The sequence below is a fragment of the uncultured Roseobacter sp. genome (assembly GCF_947491795.1).
Classification (GTDB): Bacteria; Pseudomonadota; Alphaproteobacteria; order Rhodobacterales; family Rhodobacteraceae; genus Roseobacter.
In genome coordinates, this window is sequence record NZ_CANLKW010000002.1 from 100,727 (window position 1) to 117,735 (window position 17,009).

Consider the following 17,009-nt stretch of genomic DNA (forward strand, 5'->3'; position numbering starts at 1 on the left):
GCTGAAACCAGACCCCGCCTGCTCCAGGCGGGGTCTTTTTGTCTCCGGTCAGGACAACAAAAATATGACCGGTCTGTTGGGGGATATCATGCAGGAAAAATCCGGAAGCCTTATCGAATGGCTTGTACCACTCGCCTTTATTCTCTGTGCGGGATGGCTGACCTGGCACATTCCTGCCTTTACCCTGTCCTGGGTGCCGCCCACAGACCCATCGCAATATGACAAACTGAGTGCACTGTTCGAGCGGGTTGATGTCACGCCCGGTCTGGCCGGCCTTTTTGGTGGCTACGCAGATGCTGTGGACTGGGCAGCTCTTGTACTGCTGCCGGTTTTCGGTGTGATCGGTGTGCGCACGGTACGCCGCGCGCCCATGGAATTCGAAAGCTGGAAGCCGCTGGATCGGCTGGCTGTGTTCATCGGCCGGCTGACAATGATGCTGATCGTTCTGCTTTGCTCGGTCATGATCTACGAGGTCATCCTGCGGTATGTCTTTGAGGCACCGACCCTGTGGGCCAACGAGCTGTCGCTCTGGCTGGCTGGCTTCGTCTTTCTGTGCGCAGGTCTTTATGCCATGCAACAGCGCAGCCACATCCGCATCTTTCTGCTCTACGACATGCTGCCGCGCACGCTGCAGCGCGTCTGCGACTGCATCTCCACGCTGCTCATCGTGACCTTTGCCTTCTTTCTGGTCTACGGCGGTTACGGCGAGGCGTTTGACAAATTCTACCGCTGGGAAACCTTTGGCACGGCGTTTGATCCGCCAATCCCCGCAACACTGAAACCGATGGTTCTACTGGTAATCGTTCTTGTTGCCTTTCAGGCCGTGGTGAACCTGATTTCTGACTGGAACGCCGAACCGGTTATCCATTCGGCCGCAGATGACATCGACCAGGACGAGCTGGAACGCCTTAAAGCTGCGGTTGGCAGCGATGGCACCAGCGATCTGGACGTAACGCGCGGCGCCATTCAACAGACGACACCGGGGAAAAACTGATGGATATCGGAACGATCTCACTGGTCCTCATGCTGGGCCTTGTTCTGCTGCTTGCCATCGGGATGCCGCTGGGCTTTGCCTCGGCCATTCTCGCCGTGCTGGTGCTTGTTATGAAATTCGAACCAGCGCTCCTGATGGACCCGCTGAGCTTCGGGGATGGTATTCTGACAGGCAGACCCGGATCAGGGCCCCTGAACATTCTCGCGCAGAAGATATACGGGCTTTTGACGGATTATGTTCTCATATCCATCCCGCTGTTCATCTTTATGGCAGCGCTGCTGGAACGGTCGGGCATTGCCAAGGATATGTATTCCTCACTGAACATCTGGCTGAACCGCACCCGCGGCGGTATTGCAATCGTGACCTCGATCATGGCCGTTATCATGGCCGCGATGTCCGGGATCATCGGCGGAGAGGTTGTTCTGCTGGGCCTGATCGCTCTGCCACAGATGCTGCGCCTGGGCTATAATCAGAACCTTGCCATCGGGACGATCTGTGCCTCGGGTTCGCTGGGCACGATGATCCCACCATCCATCGTTCTGATCATTTATGGCCTGATCACGGAAACCTCGATCAAGGCGCTGTTTACGGCCTCTTTCCTGCCAGGTTTCATGCTGGCGAGTTTCATCATCATCTACATCATCATCCGGACGCAGCTGCGCCCCAGCGACGCACCCCTGCCCGAACCGGTAGAAGGTGAGCCGCGCGGTTTTGAAAAGTTCAAACTCTTCATCGCGTTTCTGTCGGTACTGGTGGCAGGGTTTTCCACCGTGCTCTTCCTGCGCGCGCTGTTCTTTGAACTGTCCGGCCAGAATGCGTCGAACACCGCTGCGGCCTTTGCTTATGGCACGGCCGACTACCTGCCCTGGTTCGGCGGCGCGCTGGTGATCTCCTTTGTGCTCATGTTCGGCGTTCTGGGCCGTGCCGCGACGGCCACCGGCTGGTCAATGGGCAAAGGCCTGGTGCCCCCTATCGTGGTGATCGGGGTCGTGATGGGCTCGATCTATGGCGGCATCACGGGCATTACCGAGGCCGCAGGCATGGGCGCGCTGGCGGTTCTGGTCATCGCCATCCTGCGTGGCGAGGGATCATTTGATCTGGTGTGGGACAGCCTGATGCGGACCCTGAAATCCACCGGGACGATCATCTGGGTGACCATTGGTGCGGCCGCACTCGCGGGTGCCTATACCATTGCCGGTGGTCCGACCTATGTTGCCGATTTCATCGTCGGCTCGGACCTGCCAACCATGGGGATCATCCTGGCGATGATGCTGATCCTGCTCTTTATGGGTGCCTTCATGGACTGGGTCGGCATTGTTCTGCTGATCATTCCGGTGTTTCTGCCCATTGTGCAGCGTCTGCCGATTGAGGAGATAGGTGTCTTTGGCGAGTTGAACCCGCGCCATGTGGCGATCTGGTTCGGCGTGGTCTTCTGCATGAACATGCAGGTCAGCTTTCTCAGCCCGCCCTTTGGCCCCGCGGCCTTCTACCTCAAGTCTGTAGCGCCGCCGCACATCAGCCTGACCGACATCTTCAAAGGCTTCCTGCCCTTTATCGGCATTCAGCTCTGCGCTCTGTCTGTGTTGCTGATCTGGCCGCCGATCGTATCTGTCCTGCTCTGATTTCCGAGGCACGGGATGCTGACAACAGATCAGATAAACAGCTTTCGGACAGACGGATATCTGGTCGTGCCAGACGTCGTGCCCGCAGTCACCCTGGAGGCGGTGCGAGAGGAATATGCGAAGCTGATGGATCGCCTGTACCAGGGCTGGTTCGAAGCCGGGAAAGTCGAAAAACCAGGCTGTGGCATGACTTTCTGGGACAAGCTGCAAACGGCATATGACGCCGGGCTTGACTGGTTTCAGCCGATGGACATCAGCCTGCCGGGCGACACCATCACCGAAAACACGCCCATGCATTTCGGACCGGGTGTTTTCGATCTGCTGCGCTGCGAGGATATTCTGGACATAGTGCAGGCACTCATTGGTCCCGAAATCACTTCCAACCCGATCCAGCACGTACGCATCAAACCGCCCGCAAAAACGCTGAAAGGGGATGAAGTCCGCGCGCACATAACTGCGACTGACTGGCACCAGGACCGGGGCGTGGGGCTGGAAGAAGCCGACGGCACGGACATGATCACTGTCTGGATTGCCATGACGGATGCAACGCCTGAAAACGGATGCCTGCAGGTGATCCCCGGCCAGCACCGCGAGATGCTGCCGCACTGCCCCAAAACCCAGACGGCCATAGCCGACGGGTTCGTTGACGCGGCACAGGCGGTCCCGTTGCCCGTTGGGGCTGGCGGCATTGTGTTGTTCCACCCGCTGACGCCCCATTCTTCCCGCGTGAATGTCACGAATGGTTTCAGGTGGTCGTTTGATATTCGCTACAATGTGACCGGGCAGCCAACGGGCCGGGCACATTTCCCCGATTTTGTGGCGCGCAGCCATGCTGCACCAGAAACGATGCTGACAGACTGGCGCCGGTGGCAGATAATGTGGGAAGATGCGCGCACGCGCCTGGCAACCCAACAACATATACCTATCCACCGCTGGCAAAGCGACGCGCCGTTCTGCGCGTAAAGGAGACCACATGGACACCGTTCGTCTTGATCCGTCCGACAATGTCGTGACTGCGACCCGCGCGCTGGAAGCAGGCGTTTCGCTCGGGGATGTCACAACCCGGGCGCTGATCCCCTCCGGGCACAAGATCGCCGCCCGCGATATTCCGGGCGGTGAACCCATCCGCAAATACGCCCAGATCATCGGCTATGCTGCGGGCGACATCGCGGCTGGTGATCATGTGCACACACAGAACGTAGAATTCCGCAATACGCAGGCCGACTACGAATTCTCTACTGACCTGCGCCCGGTGACGCCTGTGGCAGAAAACGCGCGCGACACATTTATGGGCTACCAGCGGGCCAGCGGTGCTGTGGGCACGCGCAATTACATCGCGATTGTCACTTCGGTGAACTGTTCGGCCACCGCCGCGCGCCAGATTGCGGCCCATTTCACGCCCGGGCGGCTGGCGGACTATCCGAATGTCGATGGCGTCGTGGCCTTTGTGCATGGCACCGGCTGCGGGATGGCTGACAGCGGTGACGGGTTCGAGGCCCTGCAGCGCGTGATGTGGGGCTATGCGCGCCACCCCAATCATGCTGCGGTGCTGATGGTTGGTCTGGGCTGCGAGATGAACCAGATCGACTGGCTGCTCGAAGCCTACGGGCTGGAACAGGGCCCGACCTTTCAGGTGATGAATATCCAGTCCGTGGCCGGTCTGCGACGCACGGTCGAGATGGGCATCCAGAAGATCGAAGCCATGCTGCCCATTGCCAATGAGGCAACACGAACCCCCTGCCCGGCATCCGAGCTGAAAGTCGCCTTGCAGTGCGGCGGATCCGACGCCTGGTCCGGAATCACCGCAAACCCGGCCCTGGGGTATGCCTGCGACCTGCTCGCGGCACAGGGCGGCACTGGTGTTCTGGCCGAAACGCCCGAGATTTACGGCGCCGAGCATCTTCTGACACGGCGGGCGACGGATCGTGCAACGGGCGACCGGCTGATCGGGCTGATCCGCTGGTGGGAAGATTACACAGCCCGCAACAAGGGTTCGATGGACAACAACCCGTCGCCCGGCAACAAAAAGGGTGGCCTGACCACCATCCTGGAAAAATCGCTGGGAGCCGCGGCCAAAGGTGGAACATCCCCGCTGATGGGTGTCTACAAATACGCCGAACCGGTAACCGCGCGCGGCTTCACCTTTATGGACAGCCCCGGATACGATCCGGCGTCGGTCACAGGCCAGATCGCCGGGGGCTGTAATCTCGTTTGCTTTACCACCGGACGCGGCTCGGCCTTTGGCTCCAAACCCAGCCCCACGATCAAAGTGGCTACCAATTCGGCTATGGCAAAACGCATGCACGAAGATATGGACGTGGATGCCGGAACCATTCTGACCGAAGGCGTCAGCGTCGAGGAAAAAGGTCGTGAGATCTATGACATGTTCCTGCGGGTGGCCTCTGGCGAAGCCAGCAAGTCCGAGGCCCAGGGGCTGGGGGACTTTGAATTTGTCCCGTGGCAGATCGGAGCGGTGATGTGAAACGCATCCTTGTCGTCGGTGGCGGGCTGATCGGCGCGCGGCATGTCGGGGCCGTGCGCGCGCACCCTGGCTGCACGCTTACCGGACTGGTCGATCCTGATCCGGACTGCATGAATGATGGCTCGGTCACGCGGTATGCCGATATGGCCGACGCGCCGGACAATGTGGACGGGGTCATCATCGCGACCCCAACCCACCTGCACAGCGCCCACGGTGTTTACGCTGCATCGCGTGGCTGGCATATGCTGATTGAGAAACCCGTAGCCGGCGACATGGCCGGGGCTCTGGCGTTGCAGCAGGCCGTGCAAAAGGCAGGGGTGCAGTCACTGGTCGGCCACCACCGTCGGTATCACAAACGCGTCGCACGGCTCAAAGACGTGCTGGCAGGCGGCACAATCGGAGAGGCGGTCACTGTTTCTCTGATCTGGGCCATGCGCAAACCTGATGACTATTTCATGGGGAACTGGCGCACGGCCGGGGGCAGCCCGGTCATGATCAACCTGGTGCATGACATCGATATTTTGCGGCATGTTGTGGGTGAAATCACCCAGACCATCGCCCTGCCCGGCCGCGCGTTGCGCGGAACGGACCGCATTGAAAGCGGCGCAGTGGCGCTGGGTTTTGAAAACGGTGCGACCGGCACCATCAGCTTTGCGGATACCGCGCCCAGCCCCTGGGGTTTTGAGGCCGGCACCGGCGAGAACCCCAATATCGGCACCACAGGCCAGGACATGATGTGGATCACGGGAACAAAGGGTGCTGTGAGTTTCCCCTCCATGACACTCTGGCAGGGTACTGACTGGTCGCGGCCTGCCGTTTCGCGGGATTTGTCCGGTCCGGATGATGAAACGGTACCACTGGACAGACAGCTGGACCATTTCCTCGACGTTATGGAAGGGCGCGCCAGACCGCTGATCGACGTGGCGGATGCCGCGCGCACATTGTCTGTGGCCCTGGACATCGAAGCACAGCTGGCCACCAAACCCGGAGAAAAGCGTTATGGCTGAAACACTCACACCGGATCAGATCGCGCACTACGAGGAGCATGGCTACCTCGTTCTGGAAAACCGCATCCCGGCGGACTGGCTGGCGAAAATCTACGCCGAAATCGCGCGTTTTGAAGAAGAGGCGGCTACCATGACCGCCAGCAACGAACGTCTCGACCTGGAAGACAGCCATACCGCCACAGACCCGCGTCTGCGCCGGATTAAACTGCCGCACACGATATCGGACGTGGTGCGCGACCTGATGTATTCGGATCATATCCTTGCACCGGCGCGGGATCTGATCGGCCCGGACCTGCGGTTGCACACGACGAAACTGAATATGAAATCAGCCGGTTACGGTGCAGCCGTTGAATGGCATCAGGACTATGCCTTTTACCCGCATACCAACGACGACATACTGGCGATCGGCGTGATCCTTGATGATATGGCGCCGGAAAACGGGCCGTTGATGGTCTATCCGGGCAGCCACAAAGGCCCGGTTTTTGATCACCACGTAGACGGCGTTTTTGCGGGCGCCATGCTGCCAGAGGAAAACGGCCTGAACCCGGCCGACGCTGTGCAACTCACGGGGCCTGCCGGATCCGTTAGCATCCATCATGGCCGGATCGTGCACGGGTCAGCGCTGAACACCTCTGATCGTGCGCGTCGTATTCTTTTCTATGAGATGATGGCAGCTGATGCCTTTCCGATCATGGGGTCTATGACAAAATGGGACGGGATCGAGGACTATGACACGCGGATGCTGTGCGGTCAGACGACAAAGAACCCGCGCCTGAAGGACATTCCGGTCCGCATTCCACAGCCACAACCCGATGTACCCATTTCCATTTACGAAATTCAGAAAGGCATGAAAAAACGTGCCTTTGACACCATCTGACAGGAGACAGACATGACGCAGCCAGCAATCGGTTTCATTGGCCTCGGACTTATGGGCGGTGCCATGGTCGGCAGGCTACAGGACCAGGGCTATGCCCTGACCGTTCTGGGCAACCGTGACCGCACTTACATCGATCAGGCCCTGAGCCGTGGCGCGAGCGAGGCGGGCAGCGCCCGCGACGTCGCCGTCGCATCGGACATCATTATGCTGTGCATGGGCACGTCGGACCACGTCGAAAGCCGGATGCTGGGCGATGATGGCGTGATTGCCGGTATGAAACCGGGCACCGTTGTCATCGACTTTGGCACGTCGCTGCCAGGCAGCACCCGGATGCTGGGCGAAAAGGTTTCCGCTGCGGGCGGTACGTACCTGGATGCGCCGCTGGGGCGCACGCCCTCACATGCCAAGGACGGGCTGCTGAACATCATGACCTCCGGCGACAAAGAGGCTTTTGACAAGGTTGAACCTGTATTGAAGGACCTCGGCGAGAACGTGTTTCACCTCGGCGCGCTGGGATCCGGCCATACCATCAAACTGATCAACAACTTTTTCGGCATGACAGTCGCAAACGCGATGGCAGAAGCCTTTGCAATGGCGGACGTCGCCGGGGTGGACCGTGAAAAAGTCTACAGTGTTATGGCCGCCGGCCCACTGCACTCGGGCATGATGGATTTTGTAAAAGGATACGGCGTGGATGGTGATCCGAACCAGCTCGCCTTTGCCATCAAGAATGCGGCCAAGGACGTAGGTTATTACAAACAAATGGCCGATGACGCAGGTGTGGACAGCATCATGTCACGCTGCGCACTGGCAGCATTGACCGAAGCCCGCGACAACGGTCAGGCCGATGAAATGGTCAGCCAGATGGTCGACTTCTTTGCCGCACGGTTTGGTAAGTAATGGCCGTCGCCGCCCGCGCGCTTGAGGACAAACCACAGCTTGGCATTATGATGATGCTGGCCGCCTGGTTTCTCTTTGCGCTGGTGGACACTTCTGCGAAATGGCTCGTGCTTGCAGGGTATCCGGCGTTTCAGCTGGCCTTCATGCGTTATGCCGGCCATTTCGCCATTTCTCTTGTTGTGACGTTCCGTGAAGGGTTCGACAGCGACAGGCTGCGTACGGGGCATCTGTGGCAGGTCCTCTTCCGTTCATCGCTGCTGATCTCCGCGACACTGGGGAATTTTTATGCGCTGAACTTTCTGCCGCTCACGGTGATTTCGGCAATTATGTTCTCCAGTCCGATCATCGTGTGCTTTTTGTCGATGACGGTTCTGAAGGAACAGATCGGCCCCTGGCGCTGGGGTGCCATACTTCTGGGGTTTGCGGGCGTTCTCGTCGTGATCCGACCGTTTGGAGAGACCTTTCATCCGGCGATGATCCTGCCGATGTACAACGCGACCGCACTGGCGCTTTATTCTCTGATGACGCGCAGGCTGGCCGGGCTGGTCGCCACTGAGACAATGCAGTTTTACATGGGCGCACTGGGAACCGCTGTGCTGCTTCCCTTTGCCATCTGGGCCTGGGTGATGCCGCCGGACCTGCTCGGCTGGTGCCTGCTCATCGGGCTTGGTGTCCTCGGCTGGAGTGGCCACCAGCTGCTGACCACGGCGCATCTTTTCGGCTCGGCCAATACGCTGATGCCCTACACCTATTCATTCATGATATACATCGCCGGCCTCAGCTGGCTGGTCTTTGACCATTTGCCCGACTTCTGGACTGTCACGGGCGCGCTGATCATTGTGATGTCAGGACTGATCATCTGGAAACGGGAACAGAAATGAATATGAAAGTCGCCTGCGTCGGCGAAGCAATGATCGAACTGTCCATGATGGGCGATACAGCGGGTGTCGGCGTGGCCGGGGATACCCTGAATACCGCCATCTATCTGAAACGCTGTGCCCCGGCGCTGCAGGTCGACTATGTGTCCTGTATCGGGGACGACCCTTTCTCACAGAAAATCCACGAATTCATCGCGTCCCAGAAAATCGGCTGCGATCATCTGGTATCCCTGCCCGATGCGACGCCTGGTCTTTATGCGATTACGACGACGCCGGACGGAGAACGGTCTTTTACCTACTGGCGTAATGCCTCAGCCGCGCGGCGGATGTTTCAGGGCGGCAAAGAGCCGGACTTTTCGGTTCTGGATAGTTTCGATGTCGTTTACCTGTCCGGCATCACGATGGCGATCCTGCCGCATCCCGTACGTCTGGCACTGCTGGACTGGCTGGCGCAAAGCCGCGTGCGCTTTGCCTATGACAGCAACTTCCGGCCTGCGCTGTGGGAGGATGCGGCGACGGCCCGGGCTGTGACATCCGTTCTCTGGGCCCGCGCAGATATCGCCCTGCCGTCGGTCGACGATGAAATGGCTCTTTTTGAGCAATCGGCTGAAGATGTGGCCCGCCGGTTTCAAGATCTCGGCATGGCCGGCGCCCTCAAGCAGGGTGCAGATGGCCCGCTGAGCCTCGGGCAGGACGTACAACAGTCTTACCCACCAGCAAGCAAAGTCCTGGACACAACAGCCGCCGGAGACAGTTTTAACGGCGGCTATCTGGGCGCGCTGCTTACGGGTGCCGGACAAGCCGAAGCGCTGATGGCCGGTCATGCCTGCGCGGCGCGTGTTGTGGCACACAGAGGGGCCATCATCCCGCCAGACGCCATATGAAGACGGTTCTGATCGGTCTGGGCATGGTCGCAGAGACCCACCTGCTGGCTATCCGCGATGCGACACCGCAGGTCATGTTGTCCGGGGTTATGGGACGCAATCGTGAACGTGCAGAAGCCTTTGCACAGAAAGCATCCCGCATGCTCGGGTATCCGGTGCCCGTCCTGGGCGACATGGCAGCAGTCCTGTCAGCCAGACCGGATTTTGTGATTGTCGCGACGCCGCCAGACGCGCGCATGGAAATCACCACGGCGCTTGCCGCCGAAAAAATACCAATCCTTATGGAAAAGCCTGTGGAACGCAGCCTGCCCGCTGCGGTGTCTGTCGTGACGCTTTGTGAGCGCGCTGGTGTTCCGCTTGGTATTGTCCTGCAGCACCGCGCAAGGGAGGCCTCCCAGGCGTTGCAAAAGGCTCTTGCCAATAACGAACTGGGCCAGATCGCAACCGTGGATATCCGGGTTCCCTGGTGGCGAGACCAGGCGTATTACGACGCGCCGGGACGCGGCACATACGCCCGGGATGGCGGTGGGGTCATGATCAACCAGGCCATTCATTCTCTTGATCTTGCGCTCTGGCTGCTTGGACCTGTCCGCTCGCTGACGGCCATGATGCACCGGACACCCCTGCACAGTCTGGAGGCGGAGGATTGGGCTGCAACTCTTTTGCAGATGGAAAATGGCGCAGCCGGGGTCCTGACCGCAACCACGGCCGCTTTCCCGGGTGGTGCTGAGAGCATTTCAGTTCAGGGAACCCAGGGCTGCGCGCACCTGGCGTCCGGCGTGCTGACACTCACGGATATGAGCGGTGGCGTAGAATCGGTCGGTGAAACCGCTGCAACCGGCGGGGGCGCAGATCCAATGGCCTTTACGCACGCCTGGCATCAAACGGTGCTGGAAGACTTCGTCACGTCCCTTGCTCAGGGGCGCGAACCGCTGGCCAGTGGGCGCAGTGCATTGGCTGCGCAGGCAGTGATTACGGCAATGGCAACGTCTTCAGAAACAGGACAGAGGACAGAGGTGGAACGGGTATGACACTGAAGTTCGTAGCAATTGGTCTTGATCACCGCCACATCTACGGCATGACCGAAAACATGCTGGCAACCGGGGCGGAGTGCCTGGGCTACTGGACCGATGGCAACCCTGAAACTCTGCCCGGCTTCAGGAAACGGTTTCCCACTTTACCCCGTTTCGACAGGCTGGATGATGCATTGAACAGCGGTGCCGATCTCGCCCTTATTGCAGCCGTGCCCGCAGATCGTGCTGATCTGGCCGTCTCTTCCATGCGCAACCGTATGGATGTCATGACAGACAAGCCCGGCTGCACGACCCTTGAACAACTCGACCAGATCAAAGACTGCGTAGCTGAGACAGGGCGCATCTGGTCGGTTAATTTCTCAGAACGCTTTGAAGTTCCGGCTGTCACACGCGCGGATGAGCTTGTGGCAGCGGGGGCAATTGGAAAAGTGGTGCAAACGGTAGGCCTGGGCCCGCACCGGCTCAACCGCGCCACGCGGCCTGCGTGGTTTTTTCAGCGTGAACGCTATGGCGGCATTCTGACGGACATTGCATCCCATCAGATAGACCAGTTTCTGCATTTCACAGGAGCAGCTACAGCCGAAATTACACATTCATTTACAGCGAACTACGCCAATCCGGACGATCCGGGTTTAGAGGATTTTGGCGAGCTTTCGCTACGCAGCGAAAACGGCACCGGCTACATCCGCGTGGACTGGTTTACGCCGGACGCGCTTCCAACCTGGGGGGATGGCCGCCTGACTATCCTGGGCACCCAAGGGTACATCGAATTGCGCAAGTATACAGATGTTGGTGGCTCGCCCGGCACAGATCACCTGATCCTGGTGAACGGATCAGAGTGCACAAAGATCGATGCATCGGATGCCGGGCTGCCCTACTTTGAAAGGTTGTCCAGGGACATACGGGAGCGTACGGAAACAGCAATGACGCAGGCGCATTGTTTTCTGGTCATGGAACTCGCCCTGCAGGCGCAGAAACGCGCCAACCAGACATGATAAGTGTTGCAATCCTGGGCGCAGGTATCGGTGCGGAACATCTCGCCGCTTATCGCAGATTACCTGAGGATTTTCAGGTGACCTGGCTGATTGACCAGGATACCGGGCGGGCGGCATCACTGCTTCGGGGCGATGCCTGCGGTATCAACCCGGACATTGATACTGCACTGGCTGATCCTCAGATTGATCTGATCGATATCTGTCTGCCGCCGCATCTGCATGTGCCGGTTGCCCTGCGCGCGCTCGCAGCGGGCAAACATGTCATCTGCGAAAAGCCTCTGGCAACGTCAATGCAGGATGTGGATGCCCTGCGCCGCGCATCCTCTGACGCGAACCGGCAGGTCTTTCCCGTTTTTCAGTACAGATGGGGGCCGGCGCTTGCAAAACTGCGCGCCCTGACAGAATGCGGATTTGCAGGCAAGCCACAGGTTGCATCCATCGAAACGCACTGGTCACGCGGCGCTGACTATTATGCCGTTCCATGGCGCGGTACATGGGCCGGTGAACAGGGTGGTGCCGTGCTGGGTCATGCCATTCACAATCATGATCTGATGACACAGTTCATGGGCCCGGTCTCTGAGGTCACCGCTTTTACGGCAACCCGGGTCAACCCGATTGAAACAGAAGACTGTGCCGCGCTGTGCTTTCGGATGCAGAATGGCTCTCTTGTTACCAGTTCGGTGACGCTCGGCGCGGCGGTGGATGAAACGAGAATCCGAGTGGTGTTTGAGAATATGACCGCGACCTCGGATACAGCGCCCTATGCGCCCGGCGCTGCAGACTGGACGTTCGCTGCACGGGAGCCGGACAGGCAGGCGGAACTGGACACCATTGTTTCCAACGCCAATGCAGAGGCAACCGGGTTTGAGGGCTTTCTTTCAGAGGTCGGCCTGGCCTTGTCCGGCAGCAAAAACAGGGCTGTTACACTGGCAGAAGGTGCCGCCTCTGTCGAACTGGTGACAGCAATTTATCAGGCGGCGCGCAGCGGGCAGCCTGTGAAGCTGCCATTGACCAAAACGCACCCGCTGTACGGAGGTTGGCACCCATGAAACAATGCTGGCGCTGGTTTGGGCCCAAAGACAAAATCCCGCTGTCCCAACTGCACCAGGTGGGTGTGGAAGGGATCGTAACCGCATTGCACCACATTGCGCCCGGAGATGTCTGGGACCCTGCTTCCATACGCGAGCGTATTGATCTGCTTGCGGCTTCCGGGTTCACCTGGGACGTCGTAGAAAGCCTGCCGGTTTCAGAAACGATAAAGACCAAAGGTCCTGGCTATGCCGCAAATCTCGACGCCTATAGGGCCAGCCTGACGAACCTTGCGCAGGCTGGTATTCACACCGTCTGTTACAATTTCATGCCAATCCTCGACTGGACCCGCACGATCTTGCGCGCGCCGCAGCCGCATGGTGGAACGGCAATGCATTTTTCACTGCTGGATTTCGCAGTATTCGATCTGCATATCCTGCAGCGGGCGACGGCAGCTGAAGACTATTCGCCCGAACTGCTGGAAGACGCGAGGGCGCGTTATTCGGCACTTTCTGAGCAACAGCGAAGAAGCCTGCAGAACAACATCATCGCGGGCCTGCCCGGTGCGAATGACACATGGACACTGTCAGATGTGTCGACCCGCCTTGCCACATATGATGGCATTGATGCCGCCCGCCTGCGTCAGAACCTCATCGACTTTTTGTCAGAGGTCGCGCCCCATGCTCAGGATCTTGGCATCCGTCTGTGCTGTCATCCGGATGATCCGCCCTTTCCCCTGCTGGGGTTGCCACGGGTCATGTCATCGACCGATGACTATGCCAGCGTTCTGGAAGCCGCAGACATTCCAGCCAGTGGTGCAACTCTGTGTACCGGTTCGCTTGGCGTGGCGCCTGGGTTTGATCCGGTCGGGTTTGTGCAAAGGCTTGGTCCGCGCATTCATTTCGTTCACCTGCGGAATACAAAACGCGTGCCCGGTCCCGACCCGAAGAGGCCGGATTTTTTCGAAGCGCCTCATCTTGAGGGCGACACCGACATGGTCGGGACCATCTGTGCGCTGATGCAGGAAGAGGCGAACCGCAGGCGAATGGGCCGCACTGATGCTGAAATCCCCATGCGCCCGGATCACGGTCAGGAACTGCTCAGCGATCTCGCGGCAGACACAATGCCCGGCTATCCGCTCATCGGGCGTATGCGGGGCCTCGCAGAGCTGCGCGGGATCATGGCTGCCTGTCAGGGGTGAGGTTTTGCCAGCGGCACAACACGGGCGTTGTCATCCGGGCTGATTTCCTCAAAATCAAAGTTGTCCAGCCTTGCGGCACGCTTTCCGGCCCGTTCCGCTGCCGTTGAGATACCATCGAGATCGGCCCGCGCCTGCCCGAAATGCGTGTTCAGTTTGCCGACCCGCTCCACAACGATCTCCACGTCACGATGTAGTTGTTTGAGGGTTTTGCGGATCGCACCCGTCTGCTCGCGCATCCGCGCGTCTTTCAGTATCGCCCGCATGGTGTTCAGTGTCGCCATGCAGGTCGTGGGCGAAACGATCCACACACGGGCATCAAAACCCGCGCGCACCAGTTCGGGAAAATTCGCGTGCAGTTCCGCATAAACAGCCTCTGACGGCAGAAACATCAATGCACCGTCTGCCGTTTCACCCTCCAGGATGTACTTTTCCGAGATGTCCGAGATGTGTTTTTTGACGGACGTCCGCAGCATCCTGACCGCTTCGTTCCGGTCGTATTCTGTTTCCGCCCGGCGCAGTGCCTCATAGGCCTCCAGCGGGAACTTGCTGTCGATCACAATAGGGCCCGGCGGGTTTGGCAGATGGATGAGGCAATCCGCACGTTTACCGTTGGAAAGGGTCGCCTGCAGGGAATAACTGTCTTTGGGCAGGGCCTTGGATACAATATCGAGCAGCTGAATTTCCCCGAAAGCCCCGCGCGTCTGCTTGTTGCTGAGAATGTCCTGAAGGGAAAGTACATCGCCGGACAACCGAGTGATATTGTCCTGCGCTTTGTCGATGGCAGCCAGACGTTCCTGTAACTGGGTAAGAGATGTCGTCGTCTGTTTTGAGGATCCGTGCAGGGTTTCCTTCATCCGTTCCTGCATCTCTGTCAGCGCTCGTTGGGACCGCATCGCGTTCTCCGCCAGCCTGTCCTGCATCTGCTGCTGAACAGAAGACAGGCGTGCCTCGACTGTCTGGATTACCTGCGCCTGCGCGTTGGCCTGGGTGTCAGACACCGTCTGTAATCCACCACGCAACTGTTCCTGTCCGGCACCCAGCTGCTGCACGTTCTGGCCCAACAGGCCGATCTGCTGTGCCAGAGGCGCTGTCATCCGCGCGGACTGGCCCGCAGCCCGGACCGCCATGATCAGCAGAACCAGCACCAGCAGGACAATTCCCGCGCCTCCAAGCGCTGCAATCACGACCGGGTCGCCGAACTGATAGGTATTGCCAGCAATCTCGATCATGTGCGCCCAAAGAGCCGTTCGATATCGCTCAGCTTCAGTTCAACATATGTGGGCCGCCCATGGTTGCACTGGCCGGAATGCGGTGTGGCCTCCATTTCGCGCAGCAGGGCGTTCATTTCCTCGGCCCGCATTCTGCGGCCCGAGCGGACAGATCCGTGACAGGCCACACGGCTGAGAATAGCCTCGATACGGGCCTGTACCGTGTCCGAGCGCATCTGGTCCGCAAGCTCGTCGAGCACATCCATGATCATTGACCGCGCATTCACCGTTCCCAGCACCGCCGGTGTTTCCCGGACGGCGATTGCATCACCGCCGAACGGTTCGATCACCAGACCAAGACGGGCCAGATCATCCCCGTGCTCCATCAGCCGCGCACTGTCCGAGGCCGTCAGTTCCACAATCTCCGGGATCAGCAAAGCCTGTGAGGCGACACCACTCTCCGCCATCTGCGCTTTTAGCTTTTCATACACCAGGCGCTCGTGTGCCGCGTGCTGATCCACCAGCACAATACCCGTCGCTGTCTGGGCGATGATGTAATTCTCATGAACCTGTCCGCGCGCTGTTCCCAGCGGGTAGTCCGGTGTTTCCTCATCAGGCCGGGCAACCGGTTCGGCCGGCTCTGTCACCTGGCCCCAGGGTGTGGCTGTTTCAGCGAACTGCGGCGCCTGAGCAGACCAGGATGCCGCCCGCGCACCTGCAGAAGGTCTGTCCATCTGGTAGACACGCGCACCCGCGGGTTCCGGTCTCATGGCACCCAGGGTGGCACCGGCCACGGTGGTCGATGCGCGGTGGCCCGCGCCAGCCAGCGCATGGCGCAGCGCGGATACGATCAGGCCTCTCGCAATGCCCGGGTCCCGGAACCGCACTTCTGACTTGGCCGGGTGCACATTGACGTCAACCAGGCTGGGATCACAGTCCAGAAACAGCGCGGCGGCCGGGTGCCGGTCACGGCTGAGGAAATCGGAATATGCGCCCCGCAATGCACCGATCAGCAACTTGTCCCGCACCGGACGCCCGTTCACAAAAAGATACTGAGCGACGGCCGATCCCCGGGAATAGGTCGGCAGAGCGGCAAATCCTGTCAGATGCAGCCCCTCACGCTCTGCGTCAATCGGCAGGGAATTCTCTGCAAATTCACGCCCCAGGACCCGCGCGAGGCGGTTGTGCAGCGCGCCAAAGAGCTCCCCCTGCTCTGCATCCGCGCGAAAGACTTCCCGCGGCGCGCCATCGCCCGAGACATCGCGCAGCACAAAGCCTGTAAAAGGTTCCGCCATCGCCAGCCGTTTGACCACATCGCCAATCGCCTGGGCCTCTGCGCGGTCTGTGCGCAGAAATTTCAGGCGGGCGGGCGTGGCAAAAAAGAGGTCGCGCAGCGTGACTGTTGTACCGGTGTTGCAGGCGGCAGGGCGAATGTCGGAATGCCGCCCCCCTGACACCGAAATCTCGACACCGTCTTCTGCTTCAGCGCGGCTGGTGATCGTCAGCCGGCCGACGGCGGCCAGCGACGGCAGGGCCTCTCCGCGAAACCCGAAGGTATGAATATTCAGAAGATCAGAGCCGTCGATTTTCGATGTCGCATGGCGCGAGAGTGCCAGCGGCAGGTCATCCGCCGTCAGACCGCAGCCGTCATCGTGCACACGGATCAGCGTCTTGCCACCGCCCGAGTATTCGACGGTGATCCGGCGGGCACCTGCGTCGATTGCGTTTTCGACAAGTTCCTTGACGGCAGAAGCCGGACGCTCAACGACTTCGCCTGCCGCGATGCGGTTTACGGCACCTTCGTCGAGTTGTCTGATAACAGGACGATTTTCGCCTATGTTGGGGTCAGTCAGTGACATGCCCCAAGACTTAGCATGTTTTTCGCCGATTCTGAAACC

15 protein-coding genes are annotated in these 17,009 nt (G+C 59.6%); 13 read left to right on the forward strand and 2 right to left on the reverse strand.

Annotated features, from left to right (window positions below):
• Positions 1-64: 64 nt before the first annotated feature.
• Genes Q1A34_RS07290 through uxuA form a run of 13 tightly spaced genes read left to right on the forward strand, consistent with a single transcriptional unit; the run spans position 65 to position 13,903 of the window.
• The gene (locus tag Q1A34_RS07290; RefSeq protein ID WP_300032554.1) at positions 65-994 is read left to right on the forward strand and encodes a TRAP transporter small permease subunit; all 930 of its coding nucleotides are present in this window, start codon (positions 65-67) and stop codon (positions 992-994) included.
• Positions 994-2,616, forward strand: a complete 1,623-nt coding sequence (locus Q1A34_RS07295; RefSeq protein WP_300032556.1) for a TRAP transporter large permease subunit — start codon at positions 994-996, stop codon at positions 2,614-2,616. The genes Q1A34_RS07290 and Q1A34_RS07295 overlap by 1 nt, the downstream gene beginning before the upstream one ends.
• Positions 2,617-2,631: 15 nt before the next feature.
• Positions 2,632-3,579 (forward strand): phytanoyl-CoA dioxygenase family protein, encoded by a 948-nt coding sequence (locus tag Q1A34_RS07300; RefSeq protein WP_300032557.1) that lies wholly within the window; start codon positions 2,632-2,634, stop codon positions 3,577-3,579.
• A 10-nt stretch (positions 3,580-3,589) separates the two neighbouring features.
• Positions 3,590-5,098 (forward strand): UxaA family hydrolase, encoded by a 1,509-nt coding sequence (locus Q1A34_RS07305; RefSeq protein ID WP_300032559.1) that lies wholly within the window; start codon positions 3,590-3,592, stop codon positions 5,096-5,098.
• A complete protein-coding gene (locus Q1A34_RS07310; RefSeq protein WP_300032561.1) occupies positions 5,095-6,105 on the forward strand; it encodes a Gfo/Idh/MocA family oxidoreductase in 1,011 nt (336 codons plus the stop codon). The genes Q1A34_RS07305 and Q1A34_RS07310 overlap by 4 nt, the downstream gene beginning before the upstream one ends.
• Positions 6,098-6,982, forward strand: coding sequence for a phytanoyl-CoA dioxygenase family protein (locus Q1A34_RS07315; RefSeq protein ID WP_300032563.1), 885 nt, complete (start codon positions 6,098-6,100; stop codon positions 6,980-6,982). The genes Q1A34_RS07310 and Q1A34_RS07315 overlap by 8 nt, the downstream gene beginning before the upstream one ends.
• A 12-nt stretch (positions 6,983-6,994) precedes the next feature.
• Positions 6,995-7,882, forward strand: coding sequence for an NAD(P)-dependent oxidoreductase (locus Q1A34_RS07320; RefSeq protein WP_300032565.1), 888 nt, complete (start codon positions 6,995-6,997; stop codon positions 7,880-7,882).
• On the forward strand, positions 7,882-8,763 hold the full coding sequence (locus tag Q1A34_RS07325) for a DMT family transporter (protein WP_300032566.1): 882 nt from the start codon (positions 7,882-7,884) through the stop codon (positions 8,761-8,763). The genes Q1A34_RS07320 and Q1A34_RS07325 overlap by 1 nt, the downstream gene beginning before the upstream one ends.
• Positions 8,760-9,644, forward strand: coding sequence for a sugar kinase (locus tag Q1A34_RS07330; RefSeq protein WP_300032568.1), 885 nt, complete (start codon positions 8,760-8,762; stop codon positions 9,642-9,644). Before Q1A34_RS07325 ends, Q1A34_RS07330 begins: the two co-directional genes overlap by 4 nt.
• Positions 9,641-10,675 (forward strand): Gfo/Idh/MocA family oxidoreductase, encoded by a 1,035-nt coding sequence (locus Q1A34_RS07335; protein WP_300032570.1) that lies wholly within the window; start codon positions 9,641-9,643, stop codon positions 10,673-10,675. Before Q1A34_RS07330 ends, Q1A34_RS07335 begins: the two co-directional genes overlap by 4 nt.
• The gene (locus Q1A34_RS07340; RefSeq protein ID WP_300032572.1) at positions 10,672-11,673 is read left to right on the forward strand and encodes a Gfo/Idh/MocA family oxidoreductase; all 1,002 of its coding nucleotides are present in this window, start codon (positions 10,672-10,674) and stop codon (positions 11,671-11,673) included. Before Q1A34_RS07335 ends, Q1A34_RS07340 begins: the two co-directional genes overlap by 4 nt.
• Positions 11,670-12,722 carry a Gfo/Idh/MocA family oxidoreductase gene (locus Q1A34_RS07345; RefSeq protein ID WP_300032574.1) on the forward strand — a complete coding sequence of 351 codons (1,053 nt, stop codon included), beginning with the start codon at positions 11,670-11,672 and terminating at the stop codon, positions 12,720-12,722. Before Q1A34_RS07340 ends, Q1A34_RS07345 begins: the two co-directional genes overlap by 4 nt.
• Positions 12,719-13,903, forward strand: coding sequence for a mannonate dehydratase (gene uxuA, locus Q1A34_RS07350; protein ID WP_300032575.1), 1,185 nt, complete (start codon positions 12,719-12,721; stop codon positions 13,901-13,903). The genes Q1A34_RS07345 and uxuA overlap by 4 nt, the downstream gene beginning before the upstream one ends.
• Here uxuA and rmuC read toward each other — a convergent pair.
• Positions 13,894-15,132: a DNA recombination protein RmuC gene (rmuC, locus tag Q1A34_RS07355; protein ID WP_300032577.1), complete on the reverse strand. Its 1,239-nt coding sequence runs from the start codon at positions 15,130-15,132 to the stop codon at positions 13,894-13,896. The two genes, uxuA and rmuC, sit on opposite strands and share 10 nt — an antisense overlap.
• On the reverse strand, positions 15,129-16,970 hold the full coding sequence (mutL, locus tag Q1A34_RS07360; protein WP_300032579.1) for a DNA mismatch repair endonuclease MutL: 1,842 nt from the start codon (positions 16,968-16,970) through the stop codon (positions 15,129-15,131). Before mutL ends, rmuC begins: the two co-directional genes overlap by 4 nt.
• Between the last annotated feature and the right edge of the window lie 39 nt (positions 16,971-17,009).